This is a genomic window from Achromobacter sp. B7 (genome assembly GCF_003600685.1).
Classification (GTDB): domain Bacteria; phylum Pseudomonadota; class Gammaproteobacteria; order Burkholderiales; family Burkholderiaceae_B; genus Achromobacter; species Achromobacter spanius_B.
Map to the genome: position 1 here is coordinate 2,022,255 of NZ_CP032084.1, position 25,015 is coordinate 2,047,269.

Here is a 25,015-nt window from a genome sequence, read left to right on the forward strand (position 1 = left end):
GTTTGCGTTTTGAAGGCTGGATTTCATGACTCTATTGGTTGACGACCTGGTCTCCCAGGCGCAAGAACGGTTCGCCGCGGCTACGGATGCCGCCGCGCTCGAGAACGCAAAGGCTCGATTCCTGGGTAAGGAAGGCGCACTGACGGTGCTGCTCAAGGGTCTGGGCAAGCTCGATCCCGAGCAGAAGCGCGAGATGGGCGCCCGTATCAATCAGGCCAAGCAACAAGTCGAAGAGCTCCTGAATTCGCGCCGCGCTGCATTGGCGCAGGCGGAACTGGACGCCCGACTGGCTTCTGAAACCATTGACGTCACCCTGCCGGGCCGCGGTCGCGCGCCGGGGGGCATCCATCCGGTGATCCGGACCTGGGAACGTGTGGAAGCTATCTTCCGTTCCATTGGCTTCGACGTGGCCGACGGCCCCGAAGTGGAAAACGACTGGACCAATTTCACCGCATTGAACAACCCGCTGGACCATCCGGCGCGTTCCATGCAGGACACGTTCTACGTCGACATGAACGACGCCGACGGCCTGCCGCTGCTGCTGCGCACGCACACCAGCCCCATGCAGGTGCGTTATGCCCGCATGCACAAGCCGCCCATCAAGGTGATTGCACCCGGGCGCACCTATCGCGTCGACAGCGACGCCACGCACTCGCCCATGTTCCACCAAGTGGAAGGGCTCTGGATCGCCGAGGACATCTCGTTTGCCGACCTGAAGGGCGTGTACACCGATTTCCTGCGTTGCTTCTTTGAAAGCGATGATCTTGTCGTGCGCTTCCGCCCGTCGTTCTTCCCGTTCACGGAGCCGTCCGCCGAAATCGACATGATGTTCACCTCGGGTCCCAACCGTGGTCGCTGGCTGGAAATTTCCGGCTCGGGCCAGGTGCACCCCGAAGTGGTGCGCAACTTCGGCCTTGATCCCGAGCGCTACATCGGCTTTGCCTTTGGTTCCGGCCTTGAGCGCCTGACGATGTTGCGCTACGGCGTCAACGACCTGCGCCAGTTCTACGAAGGCGATTTGCGCTTCTTGCGCCAGTTCAACGAATAACAGACGGCTGATCATGCAATTTCCCGAATCCTGGCTGCGTACGCTGGTCAACCCTCCCATCGCAACCGACGAACTCGCGCACCGCCTCACCATGGCCGGCCTGGAAGTCGAAGAGACGGCGCCTGCCGCACCGGCCTTTAGTGGCGTTGTCGTGGGTCACATCGTCGATATCGCTCCGCATCCCGACGCCGACAAGCTGCGCGTGTGCCAAGTGGACGATGGCTCCGGCGAACGCCTGCAAATCGTGTGCGGCGCACCGAACGCGGCGGCCGGCCTGAAGGTGCCATTGGCACGCGTGGGCGCTGAACTGCCTGGCGGCATGAAGATCGGCGTAGCAAAAATGCGCGGCGTCCAATCGTCGGGCATGTTGTGCTCGGCCCGCGAACTGGGCTTGTCGCAAGACCACGCAGGCTTGTTGGAACTGCCCGCCGACATGGTGCCCGGTCAGTCCATCCGCGAAGCGCTGGACCTGGACGACACGCTCTTCACGCTCAAGCTCACGCCTAACCGCGCCGACTGCCTGTCGATACTTGGCGTGGCGCGCGAAGTGGCTGCGCTGACGGGCGCACCGTTGTCGGTGCCCACGGCCGTTGCCGTGCCCGTGCAGCTTGAAGATCGTCTGCCCGTCAAGATCGAAGCCCCCGACCTGTGTGGCCGTTTTGCCGGCCGCGTTATTCGTGGCGTGAATGCTCGCGCCGCAACGCCAGACTGGATGAAGACGCGCCTTGAGCGCGCCGGCCAGCGTTCGTTGTCGGCATTGGTCGACATCTCGAACTACGTCATGCTTGAGTTGGGCCGCCCGTCGCACGTGTTCGATCTGGACAAGATCGGTGGCGATATCTCCGTGCGCTGGGCGCGCGAAGGCGAGACGCTGGAACTGCTGAACGGCCAGACCATCACGCTGGATCCGAAGGTCGGCGTGGTGGTGGCCGGCGACCAGGTGGAAAGCCTGGCCGGCATCATGGGTGGTGAAGCCACGTCCGTGACGCTGGACACGCAGAACGTCTATCTGGAAGCCGCGTTCTGGTGGCCGCAGGCCATTGCGGGTCGCGCGCGCCGCTACAAGTTCAGCTCGGAAGCCAGCCATCGCTTCGAGCGCGGCGTGGACTACGCCAGCATTCCCGAACACATCGAATTCATTACGCGCTTGATCGTCGACATCTGCGGCGGCCAGGTCGGCCCGGTGGATGACCAGATCGTCAACCTGCCTACGCGCGCGCCGGTCCGCATGCGCCTGGCGCGCTGCCATCGCGTGCTTGGCGTGCCCGTCACGCAAGAGCAGGTCGCCAAGATTTTCGCCAGCCTGGGTCTGGAATTCACGGTCGAAGGCGATGACTTCATCGTCAGCCCGCCGTCGTACCGCTTCGACCTTGAAATCGAAGAAGACCTGATCGAGGAAGTGGCTCGCATCTACGGCTTCGAGAGCATTCCCGATGTGCCGCCGATGGCGCGCGCCAAGATGTTCTCGCAGCCCGAAGTGCATCGTGGCGCGCATGCGCTGCGTCGCCTGACGGCCGCCCAGGATTACCAGGAAGTCGTGAACTACAGCTTCGTTGAAGCCGATTGGGAACGCGACTACGCCGGCAACGACACGCCGGTTCGCCTGGTGAATCCTATTGCCAGCCATTTGTCGGTCATGCGTTCCAGCCTGATTGGTGGCTTGGTCGCCAACATCCGCCACAACGCCAACCGCAAGCAGTCGCGCGTTCGCGTGTTCGAACTGGGTCGCGTCTTCATGCGCGACGCCAGCGCACAAGATGGTCCGCTGGAAGTTGCGGGTGTGCGCCAACCGATGCGCTTGTCGGGCGCTGCCTGGGGCCCGGCCGTTGAAGAGCAGTGGGGCGTGGCCACGCGCCAAGTCGATTTCTTTGACGTGAAGATGGACGTCGAGGCATTGTTTGGCGCCCGCGGTCGTCGTCTGCGATTCGAAGCTGCGTCGCATCCCGCGCTGCATCCGGGCCGCAGCGCCCGCATCGAGCTCGATGGCAAGCAAGTGGGCTGGGTCGGCGAACTGCACCCGCGCTGGGCGCAGCAGGCAGACTTGGCGCACGCGCCCGTCGTGTTCGAACTTGACGTTCAAGCCTTGTCCGAAGGCGAGTTGCCTCAAGTGCGCGAGCTCTCGCGCCAGCCCGTGGTCGTGCGCGACCTGGCGCTGTGGGTGGACGCTTCGGTGTCCACGCAATCGATGCTGGACACGGTGTTTGCCGCGGTCAAGGCGGATGCGCAACTGGCAGTTGTGCAGGACGCGCGCGTGTTTGACGTGTGGCGCGAGAAGGCCCATGGCAGCGAGCCCGTCACGGAGAAAAGCCTTGCTTTCCGTTTCTGGCTACAGGACACTGAGGTCACCCTGGACGAAGCCCGTGTGGCGGATTGCCTGTCCCGCATCAAGGATGCATTGGTCGGCGCCCACGGCGCGCGCCAGCGTACATGAACCATGGGGAACAGTATGCTTGCTGCCGAGCCACGCACCCTGACCAAGGCTGAGCTTGCCGAACTGCTCTTCGAGCGGGTCGGCTTGAACAAGCGCGAGGCCAAGGACATCGTCGATACCTTCTTCGAAGAAATCCGTGACGCCTTGGCTCGCGGTGATTCCGTGAAGCTTTCGGGTTTCGGCAATTTCCAGGTGCGCGACAAGCCGCCACGACCTGGCCGCAATCCCAAAACCGGCGAGACCATTCCCATCGCCGCACGCCGCGTGGTCACGTTCCACGCGAGTCAGAAACTCAAGAGCGTGGTAGAGCAGGCGACCCCTGCTGCACCCGACGCCGCGGAGTGATACGCTTTGTCGGTAATTGTTATCGGCACCCAGCTTACTCGCGGCATAAAATTCGCTTATGACACGTACTGAATCCACCGTTACCCTGCCGCCCATTCCCGCCAAGCGTTACTTCACCATTGGTGAAGTCAGCGAGCTGTGTGGCGTCAAGCCTCACGTCTTGCGGTACTGGGAACAGGAATTCACCCAGCTCAAGCCGGTCAAGCGGCGCGGCAACCGCCGCTACTATCAGCATCACGAAGTGCTGCTGATTCGCCGCATCCGTTCCTTGCTGTATGAACAAGGCTTCACGATCAGCGGTGCACGCAATCGCCTGGGCGATGCGCGCGATATGCCGCACGATCAAGACGCCGCCGTTCGCTTGTCGGGCGCCGAAATGCAAGGCCTGCGCAACGAGCTTGCCAGCGTCTCGACGATGTTGGCAGACGCCTTGGGCCTGCCCGCCAACGTGACCAACGTGGCCGCCAGCGCAAGCAGCGGCACCGTCAGCACGGTGGCATAAGTCGGTTGGCCTCATCCGCGCCAACCCGCATTTGATAGAAAGCGTTATCCGCAACGCGCGTCGCTGATCCGCTTCGCGCGCGGCAACAAGCAGTGCATTGCGCTTCATGCGCCGTCTGATAGATAGCTAGTGCAGACGACGAACATGAAGCGCAAATTTTTTTGAGTATTCAGCACTTTTTTTGCACCAATGCGTGCAAACTTATTTTTGTTCTGCTATACTCTTTTTCTTTCGGGGCGTAGCGCAGCCTGGTAGCGCACTTGCATGGGGTGCAAGGGGTCGCGAGTTCGAATCCCGCCGTCCCGACCAGAAGTTCCAAGGCCGTTAGTGAGAAATCACTAACGGCCTTTCTCATTTCCGAATCAGGTTGGTTGCATCGATATCTGCACCTATCGCGCCGACATATACCCAGCACTCATCGCCCATTCACTATCCTGCGCCCGCGCTCTCCGCCGTTTTCCCCGCGCGCATTTTTCTGCTGAAAACAACGCTTAGCGAATGATCCGCGGTGCGCACGAACGTCACGTCGGCGGTGGGGCGTCCCACTGACATCCCAGCCATCATTGCCATCGCGGCAGTCCATACCAGTCCGATGATAGGTATCGACGAGATTGCGCTGTGATGCAAGCTTGGAAAGGGGTTCGACGGTCTATCCACCACGCGGCTTTTCAGGCCGGCCTGAGCCACCAATGCGCCCGCGCGTAGCAGGGTTGCTTCCATGTCATGGACGTTTTCCATATAGAAGTTCTGCTTGTCGAAAAGCGCATTCGAAAGCAGCTGTGCAAACTGCGCTTCGCTGATTTGGTTCATGAAGTAGGTGCGGGCGAAGGGCATAGGGGCATCCCGTTTTTGATATCAGCCTTATGGCAGCTTAGCCGAACGGCATCATGGCCGAACAGCATGCTGGCAGGAAAAAATGCGCAGCAGCCCCCACATATTCTGTTCATCAATGTGCTGGTATAACTAGCGTCCCGACTTCGTTCGCAAAGGGTTCCCGTGGCTCGCAAACTCGCTGGTAGGCGTCTTATCGCGTTGACCTTCAATGCCATTGGTCAATACGGCAGGAACATGGTGGCTGCGGCGCCATGGTCCTTGTGCGTGTTTTTTCTATCGCTTCCTTTTGCATTGCTGGCGTCCAAGTCTGTGGGCGCGATCCAATTTGTGTTCCTGCTGCTGGCGTTGATCAATTTGCTGGCATTGGCACGTATGACGTTCGCATGGATGGATGTCGTCGCGAGTAGGGACGTCGTGATCGAACAGCCGAAGCTTGCGGCCAATGCCGAGGCAAAGCACTTGGCGCTGCTGGTTCTATTCGTCGTCGTGGCGGGCGCGGTGTTGCGTGCGTCCGCCGACATTCCGCTGTGGCTCTACTTCGCGCTGAATAGCGGTGGCGACGCAAAGTTCTTTGTCGCGTTGTTCAGCCTGCTTGGTCTGATCTGGGTGCCAACGATATACGCCGGCGCGGTCTATGTGCCGAGCCAGCCGCGCGCCGCGTCATCAGGCGAATACGGATTCAAGGAGGTGCGCCAAAGCATGATCTTTCGGCGCTGGCCGTTGGCCATTGTGTTGTTTGGCCTTGTCGTGTCGGCGGGCGTCACGAAGACCTTGGTCGTCGACGTTGCGCGCCGCGTTACCTTGTCCGGCACCGCTTATGGCCTGCTCGGCATGCTGATCTGCACGGCCATGATGGTCATAGCGGCGGTGATGGCCGCGGTCGCCTATCGCGAATCCTCACGCGGCAGCGAGGAGAAGATCGGCGGCGCGGCCGTGGTGGCTTAACGCTTCTTACCCGCGCCACGCGGCATGGGCGGTAGTGGGGAGCCGACGTGTGAGGCCAGCCAGTGTTCGATCTTGTCGTCGCGGCGGGCGGCCCAGTCTTTGCCAATTTCCAGGACGAGCATGTTGCGGGTGTCGCCAAGGTCCGGGGCGTCCTTTGGCAACATGACGCGCCAGATTTCCGAGGCGACCATATCGGTGGTCAACAGCACGCCGATGCCTTTGGCGTCGATCCATAGCGGCGCTGCCCGATCGTCGACAAACTTCTTCAGGTTTTCCAGCTGCTTTTGCGCGAGTGACGCGTTGTCTTTTGATGCCGCGATCAGGACCAGGTATTGCCGGTGGCCGACTGCAGGTTCTTCGGCGTCGCCAAAGGGGTTTTCCATGATGCATTCCTTGCAAAAGTAAACGCGTTCGGGTGCGCGATTGCGGCCCGGCGCGGTAGTGCGCGAACGCAATGGCGGCTTGGCGTGAGTGCCGCTGCGCGCGATTGCGATCCAGCACCACAGAGTACTCGACTCCGCCCCTGCTGTTATGGCGAAAATCTCCGTCTTCTGTGCCTGTTGCAACGTGGCTGACCGCGCGCATACTCGTCGCCTTACCACCGCCAAAGAGAAGACCGCATGCGCTACCGCTATGTCACTGCCGATGTGTTTACCGGCCAAACCTATTGTGGCAACCCATTGGCTGTCGTGTTGGACGCGCAGGGGCTGGATGGCGCGCAGATGCAGCGCATTGCGCGAGAGTTCAATTATTCGGAAACCAGTTTCGTGCTGCCACCCAAGGACGCCGGTAATACGGCCTGGGTTCGGATATTCACGCCTGATCGCGAGGTGCCGTTCGCGGGGCACCCCAACGTAGGCACCGCCGTGGTGCTGGCGCGCGAGATGGTCGCGGCGGGGCGCCCGATGCCGGACGCGTTTGTCTTCGAAGAAGAAGCAGGCTTGGTGCGCATTACGTTGCGCGCGGGCGCCAAGGGTGTGGAAAGCGTCGAGCTTCTGGCGCCGCAACCGCTGTCACGCGCCAGCGAAGTGTCGGCTGCGGATCTGGCGCGTGCGTTGAAATTGAACCCCGAGGACGTGGACACGTCCGAGCATGCGCCGCAAGTCGTGTCGGTGGGTTTGATTTTTCTAGTGGCGCAGCTGGCCAGCCGCGATGCCTTGCGCCGCGCATCGCCGGATTCCCAGGGCTACGCCGCGTTGCTGCCGCTGGATGGCGCAAAGTCCATTTACGTCTACACCACCGATACCTCAAGCGACACGATTGATGCGCCCACCGATATCCAGGCGCGCATGTTCACCGGCCGCATGACGGAAGACCCCGCCACCGGTAGCGCGACGGCTGCTGTCACGGCGCTGCGCGCGGCGTTGCGGGACCAGGGCAAACTGACGTTGCGCGTGGGGCAGGGCGTCGACATGGGGCGGCCAAGCCTGCTGCTGGCCCATGCCGAGCCGCGCACCGACGGCGTGTGGGCCGGGGTGGCGGGCCATGCCGTGGTGGTCATGGAAGGCACGTTGCCGGCGCCCGGCGCCCAGTAAGCCGGCATTCACAGTAAGCCGGTATTGATCCCAGGGCAGGCGCTCGTGTAAGCTTGCCCGCATGAATCCCCATGATTTTCCTGCCGCATGCTTGGCAGACAACCGACGAGCCGCTCGACGTTTACGTTGAGTGGCTAGTCACGCACAGGCGCCGACCCTTCGGCGCTTTCCCTGAAGGCCACGATACCTCTCGTGGCCTTTTTGTTTTTGCGGTAAGTCCTTTGCCGCCCTGTAGCTTCCGAGGCGTATCGCCGGGCCTTCGTTTCCCTGATTGAAGGAACGAAGCATGACCTGTGATTCCCTGGCCATCCGGCCCTACCAACCCGCTGACGAAGCGGCGCTGATCCAGCTATGGCGCGACTGCGGCCTGACGCGTCCCTGGAACGACCCCACCAAGGATATTGCCCGCAAGCTGACCGTGCAGCCAGAGTTGCTTCTGGTTGGTGAGATCCGCGGCGTGATCGTCGCCACGCTGATGGGTGGCTATGACGGGCACCGCGCCTGGATCAATTATCTGGCGGTGGCGCCCGCACACCAGCGGCGGGGCTATGCCACCGAGCTGATGCGCGCTGTCGAAGCCAAGCTGCTTCAGATGGGCTGCCCGAAGATCAATCTGCTGATCCGGTCCGGCAACGTCGCCGTGCAGGGTTTCTACAAAAGCTTGGGCTTTGAGCTGGATGAAGTGATCAGCATGGGCAAGCGCCTGATCCCTGACAGGTAGGCCGCGTTGCCACCAGGCGCATCGTGCGCCAGGTGGCTTAGATGGCTTCGGTAAGGTAGACCGCTTCCCTGCCGACGATCGGCATGCGCGTGGGCATGAAGATCGTGCAGCGGTCGCAAGGGGACCGGATTTCCTCGTCGCCGTTCATCGCGATGAGTTCGCCCTTGTCGAAGGTTTCAAAGCCGATGACATGGCGAGTGAAATGGAACTCTTCGGACTTGACCATGTGCACTTCCAGCAAACGGAAGCGTTGCGGAACGGGCGGCGGCGGGGCGTTCAGGGGCGCATCGATGAGGCCGGTGTGGGCCAAAAAGCGCATCGTCACGTCGGTGGCCAATTCGGCGGCCGAGCGTGCGAAATGCTGGCCGCATTCGACAACCAGGGCTCCCTGGCTGTCGGACAGCGGGTCCCCATGATGGCCGTAGCCCATGACGCCTGTGCCGGGAAATTTATGCTGCGGCATCACTAGGTGCACCGCGGGCGCGCCAACGGCGGCCGCCAGGGCGGTATTGCGGTCCATCTCGTTGTAGACCCAGAACGGCTGCACGGGGGCGCGGGTCGAGTGGATGTCCAGCACAAAATCGGCGGCGTCCAGCACCGGTCGCAGTTGGCGGGCGCGGCGCAGTTCGGGGCTGTCTTCTGTTCCGTCCAACATGGCCGCCGACCAGATGCGATTCAGGTTATGCACCAGCTGCCGGTTCTCGTACGGGTTCTCGATGTCGAAGGCTTCATACGCTTCGACATGGGCAAAGCTGACGGTCAACGTGCCGATCTTGGGGCGCACACCGGTGTCCAGCAGATGCGTGGCGGCGACCATGCCACAGATTTCGTTGCCATGCGTGATGGCGTTGATCAGCACGTGAGGACCCGCGACGCCGGATTCAAAGCGATGCACGTACGGGATGCCGGTGTTGCCTTCGCGGTATGCAGACAGGTCGCGGGGCAGGACTTCGAGGGGGGCTGTGTCGGGTTCAAAAGGTAATGTTTGCATGGAACGAAAGGCCTCTTGGTGAACGTTGCAATATACCCCCCGACCGCGCCGAGCAAATCGCCCGCTGTGATCGCATGAATGAAAAAAAGACCGCATCGGCTTCAAAAGACGAAATTTCGATGTCATGCGGGCGTGTGCAAGATGCTGGAGTACTAGGTGTACTAGTGCTTCATGACCCGCTAAAAGCACTGCTTTTCAGTACCATTTTTTTTTGGCATATTGCGCGCGGAGTGTTTGATTTCAGGAGTGCGGAATGGGGGCGGGACCGCAACGCCATATCGATGGTTTTCAAGTGGGTTGTGAGATCGTGAGTCTGGATGCTGGCGTGATGGCTATCGAGGTCATCGTGAGCCGCCCAGGCAACGGAGGGGCGCAGCTGCAACGCTGGTCTTTGCCCCGCTTTGTCACGTTCGCGGATGCCGACGTGGCGCGGCGTCATGCGGAATTGGTGCTGTCTGGAATCGTGTCTGTGGATGCGTCCACCGGCGAACCGAGGTACGGCATTCTGTAGGCGCGCGGCAACGCCGGGCATGAGGTCCTGTCGGGGCAGCCTCTACTAAATGTTGCAGCAGCAAGGCAAGAGTTTCGGCCCGCGCAGGCCCATGGCTGTTGGATCCGGGCCATTGCGCACGAGATGAAGGCGGGTAGGTTTTGTTTCGTTTTACACAATCGTGTGCCTTGCTTCAGCGGGTTTGACCGGTACAGTGGTACTGGCTGACAACAATAAAGGAGAGTTCCATGCTTGACACTTTTCCTGTTCTGCGTCGTGTAGGTATTGCCGCGACGATCGGGGTAGCCGGTGTGCTGTTTGCCGGTTGCACCACGACCACCCCGAAGTCCTCGGCTACCTCAACCGAAAAGCGCGATTCCATGAATAGCGCGGCCAACGCCACACTGACCAAGCTGTACGAGGCTTCGCCGCAATCGAAGGAATTGGTGGCGCGCGCCAAGGGTGTGCTGGTGTTCCCCGACGTGTTGAGCGGCAGCTTCATCGTGGGCGCCGAGCATGGCAACGGCGTGTTGCGGGTGGGCGGCTCCAATGCCGGTTACTACAGCACCACGGCGGGCTCGATCGGCTTCCAGGCCGGCGCGCAGTCCAAGGCCATGGTGTTGTTGTTCATGACGGATGACGCCTTGAACAAGTTCCGCAACAGCAGTGGTTGGACCGTCGGCGCGGACGCCACGGTTGCCGTGGTGAACATCGGAGCCAACGGCCGCATCGATACCAATACGGCGCAGCAGCCGATCGTGGGTTTCGTGATGAACAACGGTGGCTTGATGGCGGGCGTTTCGCTGGCCGGCACCAAGATCTCGAAGCTTGACTGGTAAGCCTGACGGCTGAAAACCTTTCGCCAAGAAAAACGCCGCGGATTCAACTCCGCGGCGTTTTTTTTGCGGGGGCTATGGGTTAGCCGAGCAACGTGTCGCCGTTATTGCGCACGGCGCTTTCGCGCTGGATTTCGGCTTCTTCAATAGCCGGATCCAGGCCGCGCCACCGCAGTATGCGGCCGCGTTCGGCCTCGGGTTCCCAACCCAGCATGCCGTATCGGGTGATTTCAGTTTCGCCTGTGTCGAATTCCACTTCGAAGTAACCCTGACGATCGGGTAGCGCGCTGCCGGGTGACCATTCTGTTTCGGGCATGGTTGCTCCTTGCTAAGCGATGGGAGGGAAGCCGGCGCGCATGCCGCGCCGACGAATCATTGTGCGGGCGGCCGCCTGATCCCGCAAGTTTCGGAACGCGTCGCCTGGTATCCGTCAGGCAAGCGGAACGGCGGTGGTGTACAGCACCTGCTTGAGCGCGAAGCTTGAACGGATGCTGGCCACGCCGGGGATGCGCGTGATGTGCTCGACGATCAGTCGTTCAAGCGCGTCCACGTCGGGCACCAAGGCGCGAATCAGATAGTCGGCGTCGCCCGACATCAGATAGCACTCCATGATTTCCGGCAGCACGGCGATTTCGCGTTCGAACACGTCCAGCGCGGCTTTGCGCTGCTTGTCCAGCGAGATCTGGATGAAGACGTTGACCTTCAGGCCCAGCTTGCGCGCATTGAGCAGGGTGACGCGGCGGTCGATCAGTCCGTCGGTTTCCAGCCGCCGCACGCGCGCCAGGCAAGGCGAAGCGGACAGATTCACGCGGGCGGCAAGTTCGACGTTGGTCAGTCGCGCATCGCGTTGAAGTTCGTTCAGGATTCGGATGTCGGTCGCATCCAGGTTGATTTCCGGCATAAGTCACCTAGTTGTCGTTGCTTGGCAATTCGTTCGTGCTGGGCAAGCAGTGTATCGGAGCAAATTGAGGTGAAATATGCTGGGGTTAACCCTATAGACTATTTCTTTCTTCGGCAAATGGGCCGAAGTGCGGAATATTCAAGCGGTAGATCCTGTGGTGATAAGTCAGCAAAGCACGTTGCGCAAGTTTTTGCCGCTGGTGGGCGCGGTCATGGTGTGGGGCGGAAATTGGCCCGTCATGAAGATGGGGTTGGCACACATGAGCCCGTTGTGGCTTGCCGCCAGCCGGTTCGGGTCGGCCGCGGTGGTCAGCGTGCTGGTGTTGGCGGCGCTGGGTCGACTGCGGTTTCCCACACGCCAGGAATGGCCGCTGGTGGCCGGCGTGGCGCTGTTGCAGATGGGCGCGTTTACCGCGCTGGCGTTGTGGGCCTTGCAGTACGTGGCGCCGGGACGAGCGTCCGTGGTCGCCTACGCGACGTCGATTTGGGTCATCCCCTTGTCGGCACTGATTCTGAAAGAACGCCTGAACGCCGGCCAATGGGTGGCGACGGCGCTCAGCTATGCGGGCATCGGTGTGATCGTGGCGCCGGCATTCAGCCCCTGGCAGGCGCATACCGTAGTGGGCCTGGTCATGCTGCTGGGCGCCTCGTTCGCGTGGGCGTGCAACATCATCCAGCTGCGCGGCAATCGTCACGTGCGCCTGGGCGCCGACATGATTCCCTGGCAAACCGCGCTTGCCACGATTCCGTTGGCGGCGTTGGCCTGGATGAGCGATGGCGCGCCCGGCTTTTTGACGGTGCCCGATGCGTGGCCGATCATCCTGTACACCGGTCCGCTTGCGACGGCACTGACGTTCATCGTGGTGTTGGGCATGACGCAAAAAATGCCGCCCGTGGCTACGTCCATTGCGATGCTGTGCGTGCCGGTGATCGGCCTTGTCGTGTCGTCCGTCGTCTTTCATGAACGCCTGTCGGCCGACCTGGCGCTGGGCCTGACGTTGATCGGCATCAGCGTCGCCGCCTCGGCGGTGGCCGCGCGAGTGAAGCGCCCGCTTGCACTGCGGCCTTCGTAGAACGCACTAGAATGTCGCGCCGGGAGGGGCCTGGCAACGCGTGGGGATGCGCGGCAGAAATGCGGCAAATGGGGCAGAAATGGATTCGCTATATGTGCTGGTCGTGTTGGGCGCGGTGGCTGCCGGCTTCGTTCAGGGATTGTCTGGCTTCGGCTTCGGGATGGTGGCAATGTCGTTCTGGGCGTGGACCATCGACCCACGCCTGGCTGCCGCGATGACGGTCTTCGGCGCACTGACCGGCCAGCTGCTGGCGGCATTCACCGTGCGCCGGGGCTTTTCATGGTCGAACCTGCTGCCGTTCGTTCTAGGAGGATTGGTGGGTATCCCCATCGGGGTAAAAGTCTTGCCGCATCTTGACCCCTTGATATTCAAGACCTTCATCGGCGGCTTGCTGGCCGTCTGGTGTCCGATCATGTTGTTCGCCACGCGTTTGCCGCGTATTACGGCGGGCGGCAAAGTGGCGGATGGAGTCGTGGGGGCGATGGGCGGCATCATGGGCGGCATCGGCGGCTTCACGGGCGTCATCCCGACGTTGTGGTGCACCTTGCGCGGCTTCGAGCGCGACGTGCAGCGCTCGGTAATTCAGAATTTCAACTTGTCGATGCTGGCGGTGACGATGGCAAGCTACATCGTCACCGGGGTGGTAACGACAGACATGCTGCCGCTGTTTGCCATCATCGTGCCGGCCATGCTGGTGCCGACATTACTGGGCGCGCGGGTGTATGTCGGCATCAGCGACGTGACGTTTCGGCGCGTGGTGCTGGGCCTCTTGACGTTGTCCGGCATTGCCTTGCTGGTGTCGTCGGTGCCCAAGCTTTTTGCATAGCCGGGCGGGCTTGACGAGCATGCTATCGTTAAAGCCATTGAAGAGAGAATCAGCATGGCATTGCATCGTTTTCAGAAAGGCGAACTGGGTCATTGGCTGCGCATCGTGGCTGACAACAGCGAACCCGGCGCCGCGCAAGCACAAGTGCCTGTCGAAATTTCGCAGGCACTTCAAACTTTGCGCTGCATTCAGCCCGGCGAAGATGGCCGCTGGCTGATCACCGAAAAGGGCAAGCTCGCCCTTCGCATGGAAGAGCCCAGCGCCATCCACGTGCGCTGAACGCTGCCCGCCGGCACGCTCGCCGGCTTTCTTGCAGCACATATCGATCCCCCTTATGCGCGTGCGCTTGCTGCGCTTTGAAGCAAGTTGCGCCCAATTGCCGCATAGTTTGCGAATGATTTCGCGTTATGTCGCACGGCAGGGGGTATTTATAGGGCAGTACGGGAATCTCCTGAGACGGAATGTGTGATTTGGCATCTTCCGGACGTATCGCGCTTGTTATCTCGCCAGTAAGATGAACTTGCGTGACGCTTTCAGGTCTATTCAATTACGCGGGATTTCGTCCCGCCACGTCACGCGTGGTTCACGCGTTTAGGTAACCGACTGGGAGGTAGCACATGCAGCATCGTGACCAGGAAGTACTGATCGACGTTTCCACAGCGGCCATGGATACCGGCGGATATGGCGTCTTGCTGACGGTAACGGCCGAGGGCGGCACCGAAGTGGATGCCGCGTTTTCCCACTTGGGCAACTGCGCTTCATTAGACGAAGCACGAGATCGCGCGGAAGTATTCGCGCAGAACTGGGTCGAGGAAAACATCTTCCGATAGGGCTTATCCGCCCTGGACGGAGCTGATCGGTGGTACCGGTCTGTGTGTGCATGAGGCTGCGGAAAATACTCCAAAATTTGCGACGAAATTTTCGGTTATCGTTGCTGCTCCAAAACCTGGGGCCCTTTTCGGGTATGGGTCGTTCCAAGATGATTGCCGCACAGACCACTCCTATTCTGACGGAGCATGTCCGCGCGTTACGCGCACATTTCGACTCCGTTATCCTGCCGCTCTGGATGGGGCAGGGTTTCAACGGCGTATTGGGTCTGCCCTACGAATCGCTGGATGCCGCAACGGGCAAGCCGCTGCCGCCCAGCCGATATCGGGCCATGGCATGCGCGCGTCAACTCTATGTTTTCTCAGAAGCGTCTGGTGCTGCCGCGGGCCAGCATGCGGACCGCTTGTTTGCGTCCTTGTGCCGCGTGTTTCGCAATGAACATGGCGGCTGGCTGTACAGCGTGGACGCCGAGGCGCGCCCGTTGGACGACACCCAGGACTTATATACCCACGCCTTCGTGGTGCTGGCGTGTTCGGCGTATTTTCAGCGCAGCCGTAATGCGGATGCGCGCAAGCTCATGCTGGCGACGGCGTCGGCAATTGAGGCGCGCTTCAAGACAAATGATGGGCTCTACCATGCGGCGCTTAGCGCCAACTGGCTGACGCCGCTGCGCCCGCCCGCGCAAAATCCCATGATGCACCTTACGGAAGCGTATCTGGCGGCCGCCCAGGTTGCCGAGCCCGCGCTGTTTGCCCAGCATCTGCGCACGCTGGCGCAAGGTGTCAGCCAGTTCTTCGTGCACGGTCCCACGCAGTGCATTTCCGAAGCGTTGCAAGGCACGGCGGGCAACCGGCTTGAACCGGGTCACCAGTTTGAATGGCTGTCGCTGGTGCACGGCGCGGCGCAGGTGTTTGAAGGGCTGGAGCTGGTGGAAACCTTGCCGCGCGCGGTGCAATGGGCACGCGCGCACGGGGTGGACGTACAAGGCCCGGGCGTGCTGGCGTCCTTGGATGAGTCGGGGGCGGTGGTGGACGGTACGCGGCGGATTTGGGCGCAGACGGAATACCTGAGGGCGCTGGCGGTGCTGGGCGATTGGCCGGCGCTGGAGTCGGGGCTGGCCAGTTTTCGTGCCCATTTCGTCCATGACGGCGGTTGGTACGAATGCCTGAACGGGCAGGGCGAGGTCGTGCGTGCCGACATGCCGTCGACATCGCCGTACCATTTGGCCACTTGCCTGGCGGCGATGCCTAACGTTGTTTAAACGCCCTTGTTAACAATTATTGTCGTTCAATTGTTATAAATCGATAGAAAAACATTGGTGAAATCCCTTACAATTTGCTAACACTGTTTGTGGGGAAGCATCAATGAGCGTTATGTGTTTGGCTTGCCAACGCATTAACCCGGGCCTTGCCGGCGTCGCGCCGCATTCGCACCTGGGACATCAAGGTTTCACCAATCCCACGCAGAAAGGGCGCGAAGAGAGTCGCGAAGATCACTTCCGGTGCCTGAGCTGCGGGGCGAAATGGTTGCGTGAAACCGATAAGTGGGGCGTGGACCTGGGATTCAAGCTGGCACCTTGATCGTTTTATCGCCGCACTTAAAGTCGGGCCTCTGTAAAGAGGCCCGTTTTATTTGGTTTCAAGTATACCGCGCGCGGTGAAACCAGAAGTGTCGATGGAGACGTCCCGCACTTCACGGCCTTTCGCCGTTTTCACGACGCCGATCTGGCCGCGATAACGTCGGGGTCGGCTTGCGCCGTGTCCAGCAACCATTGCCGGAAGCATTCCAGCGCGTAATGGTCGCGACGCTGCGCCGGCGCGCACAGGTGGTATCCCCGGCTCAGACGAATGGGCAGATCAGGGAAGGGCGCGGCCACCCGGCCGGATTGAAGTTCGTCGCGCACCAGGCAGCGTTGCAATACCGCGACCCCCATATCCGCCATGACCGCGCGGATCAAGATGGACACCTGATCAAACCCCTTGGACAGCGTAACGGCATGGCGTGGCACGCCGGCTGCGTTGAACCATTGCGCCCAGTTGTCCTGGCCGTTGGTGTGAAAGAGCAGGGGTTCGCCCAGCAGGCCGTGCGGGGTGCTCCATAGCCCTTGCGCCTGGCGGGCGGCCAAGCGGTCGGGGTGGCAAATAACGACCACTTCGCGGCCGATGACGTAATCGGCCTGGCATCCGGGCCATTGTTCCGGAGTGCCGGACAAGATGCTGGCGTCTGGCGTGGTGCTAGAGAAGTCCTCATTGCGCCGATAGGCTGCGAAATTAAGCTGGATATCGGGATAGCGCCGATGAAAGTCCGGCAAGTGCGGCACCAGCCACGCGCTGGCCAAGGTCGGCACGGTGGATAGCGTCAAGCGCAACCGGCGGTCATCCGCCCGCAGGTCGGCACTGAGCTTTTCGATGGCTTGTAGCGGCGTGTGCGCGCCGTCATACAACTTCTGGCCCATCTCGGTCAGGGTCAGACCATGCGCATTGCGATGCATCAGCGGCTGCCCGAAGTGGGCCTCCAGGCGGGCAATGGCACGGCTGATGGCTCCTTGGGTGACGCACAGCGTCTGGGCCGCCAGGGTGAAGCTTCCCAAGCGTGCCGCCGCGATAAAGGCGTGCAGCTCGGACATGGACGGCGAATGCAGCCGCATTTAGCATGACCTTTGGTAATGAAGGAGTGCAATATAGTCGTTTGAAAGGGGACCGTAAAGTTTGGACACTGGCGGCCTGTCTCTGTCTGACAACCCGTTCTGACCCTTACTTCAACGTTTCCCTTTCGGAGTCGATCCATGTCTCGCCGCCTGCTTGGCCGGTCCGCGCGCTTTGCGCTTGCCGGCATGTTCGCCACGCTGTCCTTTGCCGGCATTGCCCAAGCCGCCGACTACCCCTCGCGTCCCATCAAGCTGGTGGTGCCGTTCGCCGCGGGCGGTTCGACCGACATCGTTGCCCGCCTGGTCGCGGAATATGCCGGTCGCGACCTCAAGCAAACCATCGTGGTTGAAAACAAGGCGGGCGCAGGCGGCTCGATGGGCATGGAACAGGTGGCGCGATCCACGCCCGACGGCTACACGATCGGCATGGCGACGATGAGCACGCACGGCTCGAACCCGGCCGTGTATCGCAAGATGAATTACGACCCGATCAAGGACTTCGCGCCTGTGGCGAACGTGCTGGCGGTGCCCAGCATCCTTGCCATCAACCCGAATATCCCGGCCAAGAACATGGCGGAATTCGTGGCGCTGGCCAAGAAGGCGCCGGCTGACCGCTACAGCTTCGCCTCGCCCGGCGTGGGATCGCTGGGGCATGTGAACATCGAGAATTTCATGATGCTGTCCGGCATCAAGCTGCTGCACGTGCCTTACCGTGGGGCGGGTCCTGCGTTGAACGACGTGATGGGCGGGCAGGTCGACGCCATCACCGACAACCTGTCGTCCACGCTGCCGCAGGTGCAGGGCGGCAAGCTGCGTGCGTTGGCCGTGCTGGGCGCCGACCGTTCGCCGCTGCTGCCGGACGTGCCGACCTATATCGAACTGGGTTATCCCGACATGGGCACCGGCGGCTGGTTCGGATTGGTGGCTCCGGCTGGTACGCCGACGGCCGTGGTCGACCGCCTGAACCAGGCGGTGCGCGCGGCGATGCAAGACCCCGAGTTCCGCAAGAAGGCCGAAGACGTGGGTGGTACGCTGATGCCCACGACGCCCCAAGAGTTCCAGGTCCAGATCGAACAGGCCCTGGCCCGCTACGCCAAGGTGGCCAAAGCCGCCAACATTCAGGCTGACTGACGATGACGCTTGCCGATTTCAACGTGGTTTCCGTGCATGAACCTCAGGGGCCGGCCTTGCCGCTGGTCTGTGATTCGCCGCATAGCGGTGAACGCTATCCCGACGATTTCGGGGCGGTGGCAACGCAAGCGCAATTGCGCCAGGGCGAAGACACGCACGTGGACGCGTTGTGGTCGGCGGCGCCCACGCTGGGTGCAACGCTGATTGCCGCGCACTTTCCGCGCGTGTACATCGACCCGAACCGCACCTTGCAGGACCTGGACCCCGACCTGTTGGCTGAACCGTGGCCGCAGCCGCTGTCGCCGGGCGAGAAGACCCGCTTGGGCAAGGGGCTGATCTGGCGCCGCATGGACAAGGCCACGCCCATCTACGATCGCAAGCTGAGCCTGGCCGAGGTGCGGCATCGCATCCAGGCTTACTACGAGCCCTATCACGCGGCGTTGTCGCAGGCCATCAGCAGCGCCGAACAACGCTTTGGCGCGGTGTGGCACCTGAACCTGCATTCCATGCCCAACGACGCGTACGAACGCCTGGGCCGGCAAAGCGAACATCCGCTGGCGGACTTCGTGCTGGGCGACCGGGACGGTACAACGTGCGAGCCGGAATTCATCGCGCTGATCGAAAAAGCGCTGCGCGACCTGGGCTATACCGTGGCGCGTAACGACCCCTACAAGGGCGTGCAACTGATTGCGCAGATCGGCCAGCCGGCGTTGAACCGGCACAGCTTGCAGGTCGAGATTCGGCGCCCCTTGTATATGGACGAAGCCACGCGCGAGCGCAACGCCGGGTTCGACTTGTTGCGCGGGCATTTGACGACGGTGCTTGCCCAGGTGGCCGATTACGTGCGTGTGCGCATGGACGCGGTTGCGGCGACCAAGTAGCGGTCGACAACATAACAGTCGACAAAATAGAGTCGTTTGTGTGGCTGTGCCCAGGCAAAAAGCCGGCGTTGATGCAGATCAACGCCGGCTTTTTGCATGCCGCTTAAGTTTCCGTTTGCCGCGCCGTTGTCGCTAGGAACAAGCTGCGCCGACTGTGGCCGCGGCGCAAGGGAACCGTAATGCTAGAGAAGAAGATCAACGGATTTTCGGTGGTGGCGTACGCGACGCAACCCGAAGGGCGCACGCCGCCCCGGGCGTTCTTGGAGACGCGGCGCCTGGTGGCCAAGGTCAAGGAAGGCGAGGCCGGTGCACCGCAGGCGGCGGACCCGGATGGCGCCGAGCCGGCCGCCGCACCGCCCGAAGGCCAGCCGTTCGAAATTTTTGTCAGCCGCCGCTTTCGCAGCGCCATCGAAGCGATGTCCGCCGCGCGCAATGCGCTGGACCGCGTGACCAGCGTGGACGAAGACGGCGTGCCGGATCCGCTGCCGGAATAAGCGGGAGGCCGGGCGGGCGTGTATTGACGGCCCGCCGCCGCCGCACCCGCACCTTGTGGCCAGGTCAGGTCAAGGTGCTGCGCATCAGGATGTCGGTCAGCGCCCGCGTGGGCTTGTTGGGGGCCGGAGCCGAGATGACGATGAATTCCACTTGCGGTAAAGCGGGCAGTTGCGTCGCGCCACCGGGCGCGGCCAGCCCCGCCGTGGACAGGTGCGAAGGCTGCACGGTAATGCCCAGCCCCGCGCGCGCGGCCGCCTGGCAGCCCGCGTAGCTGGTGCTTGTGCAAACGATCTGCCAGCTGCGGCCGGCGCGCGCCAAGGCGTCCAGCGTCAGCGTGCGCGTCACGCTCGGCTCGCGCAGCAATATCAATGGCAGCGGCGCATCCGGCGCAAAGCGCAGGCCTTCCTTGGCGCGCCACAGTAGCGCTTCCTTGTGCAGCGTCTGGCCCCGGCGATCGCCGCGGCGCCGCTTGCCGATCATCACGTCCAGCTCGTTGTCGTCCAGCAGTTTGTAGAGCTCGCTGGTGACGCCGATGGTCAGGTCCAGTTCCACTTCGGGGTGCGCCAGCCGAAACGCGGCCAGCACATCCGGCAGCGGCCCCATCGCCAGATCGTCCGACGTGCCCAGCCGTACGCGACCGCGCAGGCGCGGCGCATCGAACAGCCGCGCGGCGCGTTCGTGCGCGTCCAGAATGATCTCGGCATGCACCAGCAAACTTCGGCCGTCGCTGGTCAGCGCCAGCGAGTGCGTGTCGCGCAAGAACAGGCGCCGGTTCACGGACTGTTCCAGTTGTCGGATATGTTCACTGACAGTGGGCTGGGTCAGACCCAGGCGACGGGCGGCTTCGGTAAAGCTGGGGGCGCCGGCGGCCACCGTGAAGGTCTTGAGCCACAAGGGGTTAAGCATGGCAAGCCGATAGGGTCATAGGACTTTTCGATGACAGTCAAAGTAATCAATGGCCTTCACGATGGCAAGGGGCGCGCCTATAGTTTTCCGTAATTTCCTGGAAACCTAGCCATGCGCCGCTTTTTACCTGACCAATTCACGCTGATCCTGATCGCCACCGTGGCGTTTGCCAGCTTTTTCCCCGCCGTGGGCAAGGGCGCCACGTTCATGATGGTGGCCAGCAACGTGGCGATATCGTTGCTGTTCTTTCTGCACGGCGCGCGCCTTTCCACCGATGCCATCGTGGCCGGCGTGAAGGACGTGCGCCTGCATGCGTTGATCCTGGCCTGCACCTTCATTCTGTTTCCCGCGTTGGGGCTGGGCTTGCGGGCCCTGTTCCCCGGTCTGCTGACGCCTTCACTGTGGCTGGGCGTGCTGTTCGTATGCACGCTGTCTTCAACCGTGCAGTCGTCCATTGCCTTTACGTCGATGGCGCGGGGCAACGTGCCGGGCGCCATTTGCGCGGCGACCGCGTCCAACTTGCTGGGCACCGTGTTGACGCCGTTGCTGGTGGCGGTGTTGCTGCATCGGCAGGGCGGCGGACACGGGCTGGCCGACGCGGGCCGCATCCTGGCGCAGCTGCTGTTGCCGTTTGCGGTGGGCAGCCTGTTGCGGCCGTGGATCGGCGCCTGGGCGCAGCGCAACAGCCGCACGTTGTCCAAGGTGGATCGCAGTTCGATTTTGCTGGCCGTCTACACGGCCTTCAGTGAGGCGGTGGCGCAGGGCATCTGGCACGCGTTTCCGGCGATCGACCTGGCCACGATGGTGCTGGTGAATGCGTTGCTGCTGGGCTCGGTGCTGATGATTACAACCTGGGGCAGCCGCAAGCTGGGCTTGTCCAAAGAGAACGAAATCACGCTGGTGTTCTGCGGGTCGAAGAAGTCGCTGGCGTCCGGCATTCCGCTGGCCACCGTGCTGTTCGGCACGTCGCAGATGGGCGTGGTGGTGCTGCCCTTGATGATCTTTCACCAGATGCAGCTGATGGTGTGCGCCGTGTTGGCGCGGCGCTACGCGGAACGGCAGCCGCCGGCGCAGGCAGCCGTGGCGGGGGCGTAGCGTCAGCGACGATGGTTACGGCAAGTCGGAAACGCCAAACGCCAACGTCGGCCAGCTGTCAGCCGCCGTCGCGCGGAACGATCTTGCCGGTGGGGTGCCAGTACACGGCGCCATCACGTTCCGACACCGTCAGTGCGGTCAGGCGCCCGTTCTTGCAAGGCCCGCCGACGCACAAGCCGGTGTCCGGCTGATAGGTCGCGCCGTGGCGCGCGCACATGATGAGGTCGCCCGCGCGGGTGAAGAAGCTGCCTTCCCAATCCAGTTCCACGCCCACGTGGGCGCAGCGGTTCAGGTATCCATGCACGCGGTCCTGGTAGCGGACGAAAAAGGCAGTGGTCTGACCCGAGCCGTCGGACACCGGCACTTTGACGCCCAGGCCGCCGTTGGCCAGGTCGGATGCCGCGCAGACGCGGACTTCGGGGGCAAGCGAGGGTTCCTGCATGGCGGGCCTTTTACGAAAGGGTGCGATGTTCGGTCAGGGCGATGGGGCTTGTCAATCCGCCGGGCTGTTGGCTGGGTTGTTCACCGGATTGCTGGCCGGGGCGTCGCTGACATCGGCGTCTTCGTTGGACGCCGCGCCGTCCTGCTGGCGCGCCCACATTCCGGCGTAGACGCCGCGTTGCGCCAGCAGCTGCGGATGGCGGCCGCGTTCGATGATGCGGCCTTCGGACAGCACGATGATCTCGTCGGCGTCGGCCACGGTCGACAGGCGGTGCGCGATGATCAGCGTGCTGCGGCCCTGGCTGACTTCGCGCAGGTTCGCCTGGATCTCGCGTTCGGTGTGGGTGTCCAGCGCGCTGGTGGCTTCGTCGAACAGGAAAATGGCGGGGCTCTTCAGGATGGTGCGGGCGATGGCTACGCGCTGCTTTTCGCCGCCAGATAGTTTCAGGCCGCGCTCGCCCACCATGGTCTGGTAGCCGTCCGGCATGGTCATGATCAGGTCGTGGATGTGCGCCAAGCGCGCGGCAGCCTGGATCTCGGCCTCGGTCGCGCCGGGCCGGCCGTAGCCGATGTTGTAGTGAATGGTGTCGTTGAACAGCACGGTGTCTTGCGGCACCACGCCGATCGCGGCGCGCAAGCTGGCCTGGGTGACGTTGCGCACGTCCTGGCCGTCGACCAGGATGGCGCCGCTGTCCGCGTCGTAGAAACGGAACAGCAGGCGGGCGATGGTGGATTTGCCCGCGCCCGACGTGCCGACCACCGCAACGGTCTTGCCCGCCGCAATGGTGAAACTCACGCCCTTCAAGATGGGGCGGCGCGCGTCATAGCCAAAATACACGTCGCGAAATTCCACCTGGCCACCCGCCACGCGCAGCGGCAGGGCGTCGGGGCGGTCGGCCACTTCGCGGTCCTGCCCCAAGAGTTCGAACATGCGTTCCATGTCGATCATGGCCTGCTTGATTTCGCGGTAGATGAAGCCGAAGAAGCTCAGGGGCTGGTACAGCTGCAACAGGTAGGTGTTGACCAGGACAAAATCGCCCAGCGTGTAGCGGCCCTGGGCGATGCCGGTGGCGGCCATCCACATCACCAGCGTCAGGCCCACCGAAATGATGGCGGCCTGGCCCACGTTCAGAATCGACAAGCTGACCTGGCTGCGCACGGCGGCGCGCTCGTAGCGCGTCAGCGAGGCGTCGTAGCGGCGCGCCTCGTGCTCTTCGTTGCCAAAGTACTTGACCGTCTCGTAGTTCAACAGGCTTTCGATGGCCTTGGTGTTGGCTTCTGAATCGGTTTCGTTCATCTGGCGCCGGAACTTGGCGCGCCATTCCGTGACGGCAAGGGTATAGGCCATGTACAGGATGACTGTCGCGCCGGTGGCCGCGGCCAGCCAGATGTCGAACATCTTCCACAGCACAATACACACCAGCCCGATTTCAAAGAACGTGGGCAGGATGTTGAACAGCAAAAACGACAGCAGCGTCTGGATGCCCTTGGTGCCGCGTTCGATAGCCCGTGTCAGCCCGCCGGTCTGGCGCGACAGGTGAAAACGCAGCGCCAACGCGTGCAGGTGGCGAAAGATCTGCAAGCCCACCGCGCGGATGGCGTGCTGGCCGACGCGGGCAAAGATGGCGTCGCGCAATTCCGAGAACAGCAGCGACAGCACGCGCGCGGTGCCATAGGCCAGGATCAGGCCCAGCGGCACCGTCACCGCGCCGGGCGCACCCTTGCCCAGTTCGTCGATGGCGTGCTTGTAGATCAGTGGCACATAAACGGTGGCCGCCTTGGCCGCGAACAGGCACAGCAATGCGGCCACGACGCGCACCTTGAGCCCGGTCTTGCCGGGCGGCCACAAGTACGGGAACAGGGTGCGCAAGGTAGAAAAACCGCCGCGATTCTTCGGGGGCGCGTCAGGGGAATTCATGGCTGGCCTTGGGGGGCGAAAGCGGGGGGTGGAGCGGTGTGAAGGGCATTATCCGGCACGGGCGCTATTATTTGGGTGATAACCCCTGGTATTTGCGGACCATTGCCTGGGGATGTCGGACCGGTATCGCAATGTGGGCGCAGCTCGGCAAGCCCGCTTTTTTATCTCTTCAATCCGGGGTTGGCCGGGCTGTGCCCCTGGATTGCGCGACCTGGCGCGTATTCGCCGTGCGAGCGTTGCGTTGCATGTTTCGGAGGGCTTATGGCGAAGGTACCCGCAGTGAAATTGAACGACGGCAGCAACATCCCGCAATTGGGGCTGGGCGTTTGGCAGGTGCCCGATGACCAGGCGGCCGCCAGCGTCAAGGAAGCCTTGGCGGCCGGCTACCGGTCGGTGGACACGGCGGCCATCTACGGCAACGAGGCAGGCGTGGGCGCGGGCTTGCGCGCATCGGGCGTGGCGCGCAAGGACCTGTTCATCACCACCAAGCTGTGGAACGACAAGCACGGCTATGACGACGCCCACAAGGCCATGGACGAAAGCCTGGAAAAGCTGGGCCTGGCCTATGTGGACCTGTACCTGATCCACTGGCCGGTGGCGGGCAGCACCCAGTTCCTGGATGCCTGGCGCGCGATGGTCGAAATGAAGGAAGACGGCCGCGCGCGTTCGATCGGGGTGTCCAACTTCACGCAGGCCAACCTGCAACAGTTGATCGAGACGTCTGGCGTCACGCCGGCGGTCAATCAGATCGAGCTGCATCCGGGCTTCGCCCAGCAGGCGCTACGGGCCTTCCACGCCAAGCACGGCATCGCCACCGAATCCTGGAGCCCCTTGGCACAGGGCGGCGTGACGAAAGAAAAAGTCATCGTGGACCTGGCCGCCAAGCACGGCAAGTCTCCGGCGCAGGTCACGCTGCGCTGGCACGTGCAAAGCGGCCTTATCGTGATCCCGAAGTCGGTCACGCCCGCCCGCATCCGCGAGAACATCGACATTTTTGATTTTGAACTGTCGGCGGATGAGATGGCCGCGATTGACGGCATCAAGAGCGGCGCGCGGCTGGGGCCGGACCCGGAACAATTCGGCCGATAGCCGGCCTGGGGAAGGCGGATTCAATGGCCGGGCTCAATGGCCGGACTCAAGGGCCGGGCTCAAGGTCTGGCTCAAGGGCGGGGACAACGCCCCGGGATCGGGTCCAG

General features: G+C 62.5%; 29 protein-coding genes and 1 tRNA gene. 21 read left to right on the plus strand and 9 right to left on the minus strand.

Annotated elements, in window-relative coordinates:
• The first annotated feature begins 25 nt into the window (after positions 1-25).
• From pheS to DVB37_RS09100, 5 genes are all read left to right on the plus strand, one after another.
• Positions 26-1,048, plus strand: coding sequence for a phenylalanine--tRNA ligase subunit alpha (gene pheS, locus DVB37_RS09080; protein WP_006218742.1), 1,023 nt, complete (start codon positions 26-28; stop codon positions 1,046-1,048).
• A gap of 13 nt (positions 1,049-1,061) precedes the next feature.
• Complete coding sequence (pheT, locus tag DVB37_RS09085; RefSeq protein ID WP_120154706.1) at positions 1,062-3,479, plus strand: phenylalanine--tRNA ligase subunit beta; 2,418 nt, start codon at positions 1,062-1,064, stop codon at positions 3,477-3,479.
• 3 nt (positions 3,480-3,482) lie between these two features.
• Complete coding sequence (locus DVB37_RS09090; protein WP_006218744.1) at positions 3,483-3,824, plus strand: integration host factor subunit alpha; 342 nt, start codon at positions 3,483-3,485, stop codon at positions 3,822-3,824.
• Between the two features lie 58 nt (positions 3,825-3,882).
• On the plus strand, positions 3,883-4,326 hold the full coding sequence (locus DVB37_RS09095; protein WP_046807426.1) for a MerR family transcriptional regulator: 444 nt from the start codon (positions 3,883-3,885) through the stop codon (positions 4,324-4,326).
• 232 nt (positions 4,327-4,558) lie between these two features.
• Positions 4,559-4,635 (plus strand) — tRNA-Pro (locus DVB37_RS09100).
• 120 nt (positions 4,636-4,755) lie between these two features.
• Here the strand turns inward: DVB37_RS09100 and DVB37_RS09105 are convergent.
• Positions 4,756-5,160 carry a hypothetical protein gene (locus DVB37_RS09105; protein WP_120154709.1) on the minus strand — a complete coding sequence of 135 codons (405 nt, stop codon included), beginning with the start codon at positions 5,158-5,160 and terminating at the stop codon, positions 4,756-4,758.
• 198 nt (positions 5,161-5,358) lie between these two features.
• Between DVB37_RS09105 and DVB37_RS09110 the strand changes: the two genes are divergently transcribed.
• Positions 5,359-6,105, plus strand: a complete 747-nt coding sequence (locus tag DVB37_RS09110) for a hypothetical protein (RefSeq protein WP_120154711.1) — start codon at positions 5,359-5,361, stop codon at positions 6,103-6,105.
• Here the strand turns inward: DVB37_RS09110 and DVB37_RS09115 are convergent.
• The gene (locus tag DVB37_RS09115; protein ID WP_046807431.1) at positions 6,102-6,488 is read right to left on the minus strand and encodes a hypothetical protein; all 387 of its coding nucleotides are present in this window, start codon (positions 6,486-6,488) and stop codon (positions 6,102-6,104) included. The genes DVB37_RS09110 and DVB37_RS09115 overlap by 4 nt on opposite strands.
• 237 nt (positions 6,489-6,725) lie before the next feature.
• Here DVB37_RS09115 and DVB37_RS09120 point away from each other — a divergent pair, with 237 nt between their 5' ends.
• A complete protein-coding gene (locus DVB37_RS09120; protein ID WP_120154713.1) occupies positions 6,726-7,640 on the plus strand; it encodes a PhzF family phenazine biosynthesis protein in 915 nt (304 codons plus the stop codon).
• A 286-nt stretch (positions 7,641-7,926) separates the two neighbouring features.
• Positions 7,927-8,361: a GNAT family acetyltransferase gene (locus tag DVB37_RS09125; protein ID WP_120154716.1), complete on the plus strand. Its 435-nt coding sequence runs from the start codon at positions 7,927-7,929 to the stop codon at positions 8,359-8,361.
• A 37-nt stretch (positions 8,362-8,398) separates the two neighbouring features.
• Here the strand turns inward: DVB37_RS09125 and DVB37_RS09130 are convergent, their stop codons facing one another.
• Complete coding sequence (locus DVB37_RS09130; protein WP_120154718.1) at positions 8,399-9,352, minus strand: succinylglutamate desuccinylase/aspartoacylase family protein; 954 nt, start codon at positions 9,350-9,352, stop codon at positions 8,399-8,401.
• Positions 9,353-9,659: 307 nt separating this feature from the next.
• Here DVB37_RS09130 and DVB37_RS09135 point away from each other — a divergent pair, with 307 nt between their 5' ends.
• Together DVB37_RS09135 and DVB37_RS09140 are read left to right on the plus strand one after the other, a co-directional pair.
• Positions 9,660-9,863, plus strand: a complete 204-nt coding sequence (locus DVB37_RS09135; RefSeq protein ID WP_240434065.1) for a hypothetical protein — start codon at positions 9,660-9,662, stop codon at positions 9,861-9,863.
• 227 nt (positions 9,864-10,090) lie between these two features.
• Positions 10,091-10,681 carry a YSC84-related protein gene (locus DVB37_RS09140; protein WP_046807420.1) on the plus strand — a complete coding sequence of 197 codons (591 nt, stop codon included), beginning with the start codon at positions 10,091-10,093 and terminating at the stop codon, positions 10,679-10,681.
• A gap of 79 nt (positions 10,682-10,760) precedes the next feature.
• Here the strand turns inward: DVB37_RS09140 and DVB37_RS09145 are convergent, their stop codons facing one another.
• Both DVB37_RS09145 and DVB37_RS09150 read right to left on the minus strand, forming a co-directional pair.
• On the minus strand, positions 10,761-10,994 hold the full coding sequence (locus DVB37_RS09145; protein ID WP_046807419.1) for a hypothetical protein: 234 nt from the start codon (positions 10,992-10,994) through the stop codon (positions 10,761-10,763).
• Positions 10,995-11,108: 114 nt separating this feature from the next.
• Positions 11,109-11,579, minus strand: a complete 471-nt coding sequence (locus tag DVB37_RS09150) for an Lrp/AsnC family transcriptional regulator (protein WP_006218755.1) — start codon at positions 11,577-11,579, stop codon at positions 11,109-11,111.
• Between the two features lie 160 nt (positions 11,580-11,739).
• Between DVB37_RS09150 and DVB37_RS09155 the strand changes: the two genes are divergently transcribed.
• The 6 genes from DVB37_RS09155 (at position 11,740) to DVB37_RS28915 (ending at position 15,885) form a co-directional block, all read left to right on the plus strand.
• The gene (locus DVB37_RS09155) at positions 11,740-12,651 is read left to right on the plus strand and encodes a DMT family transporter (protein ID WP_120157428.1); all 912 of its coding nucleotides are present in this window, start codon (positions 11,740-11,742) and stop codon (positions 12,649-12,651) included.
• 79 nt (positions 12,652-12,730) lie between these two features.
• Positions 12,731-13,477 carry a sulfite exporter TauE/SafE family protein gene (locus DVB37_RS09160; protein WP_046807418.1) on the plus strand — a complete coding sequence of 249 codons (747 nt, stop codon included), beginning with the start codon at positions 12,731-12,733 and terminating at the stop codon, positions 13,475-13,477.
• A 54-nt stretch (positions 13,478-13,531) separates the two neighbouring features.
• The gene (locus DVB37_RS09165; RefSeq protein WP_046807417.1) at positions 13,532-13,756 is read left to right on the plus strand and encodes a hypothetical protein; all 225 of its coding nucleotides are present in this window, start codon (positions 13,532-13,534) and stop codon (positions 13,754-13,756) included.
• A 338-nt stretch (positions 13,757-14,094) separates the two neighbouring features.
• Entirely contained in the window at positions 14,095-14,307 is a 213-nt protein-coding gene (locus DVB37_RS09170) for a hypothetical protein (protein ID WP_008159938.1), read from the plus strand.
• Between the two features lie 149 nt (positions 14,308-14,456).
• On the plus strand, positions 14,457-15,566 hold the full coding sequence (locus tag DVB37_RS09175) for an AGE family epimerase/isomerase (RefSeq protein ID WP_120157429.1): 1,110 nt from the start codon (positions 14,457-14,459) through the stop codon (positions 15,564-15,566).
• Positions 15,567-15,669: 103 nt separating this feature from the next.
• Positions 15,670-15,885 carry a hypothetical protein gene (locus DVB37_RS28915; RefSeq protein ID WP_025135384.1) on the plus strand — a complete coding sequence of 72 codons (216 nt, stop codon included), beginning with the start codon at positions 15,670-15,672 and terminating at the stop codon, positions 15,883-15,885.
• Positions 15,886-16,016: 131 nt separating this feature from the next.
• On the opposite strand, the gene DVB37_RS09185 is transcribed toward DVB37_RS28915, so the two are convergent.
• Positions 16,017-16,952 (minus strand): LysR substrate-binding domain-containing protein, encoded by a 936-nt coding sequence (locus DVB37_RS09185; protein WP_104145394.1) that lies wholly within the window; start codon positions 16,950-16,952, stop codon positions 16,017-16,019.
• A gap of 138 nt (positions 16,953-17,090) precedes the next feature.
• Between DVB37_RS09185 and DVB37_RS09190 the strand changes: the two genes are divergently transcribed.
• From DVB37_RS09190 to DVB37_RS09200, 3 genes are all read left to right on the plus strand, one after another.
• A complete protein-coding gene (locus DVB37_RS09190; protein ID WP_120154720.1) occupies positions 17,091-18,083 on the plus strand; it encodes a tripartite tricarboxylate transporter substrate binding protein in 993 nt (330 codons plus the stop codon).
• A 2-nt stretch (positions 18,084-18,085) separates the two neighbouring features.
• Positions 18,086-18,964, plus strand: coding sequence for an N-formylglutamate amidohydrolase (locus tag DVB37_RS09195; RefSeq protein WP_046807414.1), 879 nt, complete (start codon positions 18,086-18,088; stop codon positions 18,962-18,964).
• A 179-nt stretch (positions 18,965-19,143) separates the two neighbouring features.
• Complete coding sequence (locus DVB37_RS09200) at positions 19,144-19,458, plus strand: hypothetical protein (RefSeq protein ID WP_120154722.1); 315 nt, start codon at positions 19,144-19,146, stop codon at positions 19,456-19,458.
• 64 nt (positions 19,459-19,522) lie between these two features.
• Here DVB37_RS09200 and DVB37_RS09205 read toward each other — a convergent pair whose 3' ends face one another.
• The gene (locus tag DVB37_RS09205) at positions 19,523-20,365 is read right to left on the minus strand and encodes a LysR substrate-binding domain-containing protein (protein WP_046807412.1); all 843 of its coding nucleotides are present in this window, start codon (positions 20,363-20,365) and stop codon (positions 19,523-19,525) included.
• Between the two features lie 111 nt (positions 20,366-20,476).
• Here DVB37_RS09205 and DVB37_RS09210 point away from each other — a divergent pair, with 111 nt between their 5' ends.
• Positions 20,477-21,460 (plus strand): bile acid:sodium symporter family protein, encoded by a 984-nt coding sequence (locus tag DVB37_RS09210; protein ID WP_120154724.1) that lies wholly within the window; start codon positions 20,477-20,479, stop codon positions 21,458-21,460.
• 58 nt (positions 21,461-21,518) lie between these two features.
• Here DVB37_RS09210 and DVB37_RS09215 read toward each other — a convergent pair whose 3' ends face one another.
• Both DVB37_RS09215 and DVB37_RS09220 read right to left on the minus strand, forming a co-directional pair.
• On the minus strand, positions 21,519-21,902 hold the full coding sequence (locus tag DVB37_RS09215; protein ID WP_046807410.1) for a Rieske (2Fe-2S) protein: 384 nt from the start codon (positions 21,900-21,902) through the stop codon (positions 21,519-21,521).
• A 51-nt stretch (positions 21,903-21,953) separates the two neighbouring features.
• Positions 21,954-23,819 carry an ABC transporter ATP-binding protein/permease gene (locus tag DVB37_RS09220; protein WP_120154726.1) on the minus strand — a complete coding sequence of 622 codons (1,866 nt, stop codon included), beginning with the start codon at positions 23,817-23,819 and terminating at the stop codon, positions 21,954-21,956.
• 261 nt (positions 23,820-24,080) lie between these two features.
• On the opposite strand from DVB37_RS09220, the gene DVB37_RS09225 reads away from it, so the two are divergent.
• Complete coding sequence (locus DVB37_RS09225) at positions 24,081-24,908, plus strand: aldo/keto reductase (protein WP_120154729.1); 828 nt, start codon at positions 24,081-24,083, stop codon at positions 24,906-24,908.
• Positions 24,909-25,015 lie beyond the last annotated feature (107 nt).

Bases quoted from the DNA above. Each gene is read 5' to 3' on its own strand.
- DVB37_RS28915 (WP_025135384.1), top strand. From the start codon at position 15,670: ATGAGCGTTATGTGTTTGGCTTGCCAACGCATTAACCCGGGCCTTGCC.
- DVB37_RS09210 (WP_120154724.1), top strand. From the start codon at position 20,477: ATGCGCCGCTTTTTACCTGACCAATTCACGCTGATCCTGATCGCCACC.
- DVB37_RS09125 (WP_120154716.1), top strand. From the start codon at position 7,927: ATGACCTGTGATTCCCTGGCCATCCGGCCCTACCAACCCGCTGACGAA.
- DVB37_RS09200 (WP_120154722.1), top strand. From the start codon at position 19,144: ATGCTAGAGAAGAAGATCAACGGATTTTCGGTGGTGGCGTACGCGACG.
- DVB37_RS09215 (WP_046807410.1), bottom strand. From the start codon at position 21,902: ATGCAGGAACCCTCGCTTGCCCCCGAAGTCCGCGTCTGCGCGGCATCC.
- DVB37_RS09165 (WP_046807417.1), top strand. From the start codon at position 13,532: ATGGCATTGCATCGTTTTCAGAAAGGCGAACTGGGTCATTGGCTGCGC.
- pheT (WP_120154706.1), top strand. From the start codon at position 1,062: ATGCAATTTCCCGAATCCTGGCTGCGTACGCTGGTCAACCCTCCCATC.
- DVB37_RS09140 (WP_046807420.1), top strand. From the start codon at position 10,091: ATGCTTGACACTTTTCCTGTTCTGCGTCGTGTAGGTATTGCCGCGACG.
- DVB37_RS09105 (WP_120154709.1), bottom strand. From the start codon at position 5,160: ATGCCCTTCGCCCGCACCTACTTCATGAACCAAATCAGCGAAGCGCAG.
- DVB37_RS09185 (WP_104145394.1), bottom strand. From the start codon at position 16,952: ATGCGGCTGCATTCGCCGTCCATGTCCGAGCTGCACGCCTTTATCGCG.
- DVB37_RS09130 (WP_120154718.1), bottom strand. From the start codon at position 9,352: ATGCAAACATTACCTTTTGAACCCGACACAGCCCCCCTCGAAGTCCTG.
- DVB37_RS09120 (WP_120154713.1), top strand. From the start codon at position 6,726: ATGCGCTACCGCTATGTCACTGCCGATGTGTTTACCGGCCAAACCTAT.
- DVB37_RS09195 (WP_046807414.1), top strand. From the start codon at position 18,086: ATGACGCTTGCCGATTTCAACGTGGTTTCCGTGCATGAACCTCAGGGG.
- DVB37_RS09095 (WP_046807426.1), top strand. From the start codon at position 3,883: ATGACACGTACTGAATCCACCGTTACCCTGCCGCCCATTCCCGCCAAG.
- DVB37_RS09145 (WP_046807419.1), bottom strand. From the start codon at position 10,994: ATGCCCGAAACAGAATGGTCACCCGGCAGCGCGCTACCCGATCGTCAG.
- DVB37_RS09170 (WP_008159938.1), top strand. From the start codon at position 14,095: ATGCAGCATCGTGACCAGGAAGTACTGATCGACGTTTCCACAGCGGCC.
- DVB37_RS09160 (WP_046807418.1), top strand. From the start codon at position 12,731: ATGGATTCGCTATATGTGCTGGTCGTGTTGGGCGCGGTGGCTGCCGGC.
- DVB37_RS09175 (WP_120157429.1), top strand. From the start codon at position 14,457: ATGATTGCCGCACAGACCACTCCTATTCTGACGGAGCATGTCCGCGCG.
- DVB37_RS09225 (WP_120154729.1), top strand. From the start codon at position 24,081: ATGGCGAAGGTACCCGCAGTGAAATTGAACGACGGCAGCAACATCCCG.
- DVB37_RS09090 (WP_006218744.1), top strand. From the start codon at position 3,483: ATGGGGAACAGTATGCTTGCTGCCGAGCCACGCACCCTGACCAAGGCT.
- DVB37_RS09115 (WP_046807431.1), bottom strand. From the start codon at position 6,488: ATGGAAAACCCCTTTGGCGACGCCGAAGAACCTGCAGTCGGCCACCGG.
- DVB37_RS09190 (WP_120154720.1), top strand. From the start codon at position 17,091: ATGTCTCGCCGCCTGCTTGGCCGGTCCGCGCGCTTTGCGCTTGCCGGC.
- pheS (WP_006218742.1), top strand. From the start codon at position 26: ATGACTCTATTGGTTGACGACCTGGTCTCCCAGGCGCAAGAACGGTTC.
- DVB37_RS09220 (WP_120154726.1), bottom strand. From the start codon at position 23,819: ATGAATTCCCCTGACGCGCCCCCGAAGAATCGCGGCGGTTTTTCTACC.
- DVB37_RS09205 (WP_046807412.1), bottom strand. From the start codon at position 20,365: ATGCTTAACCCCTTGTGGCTCAAGACCTTCACGGTGGCCGCCGGCGCC.
- DVB37_RS09150 (WP_006218755.1), bottom strand. From the start codon at position 11,579: ATGCCGGAAATCAACCTGGATGCGACCGACATCCGAATCCTGAACGAA.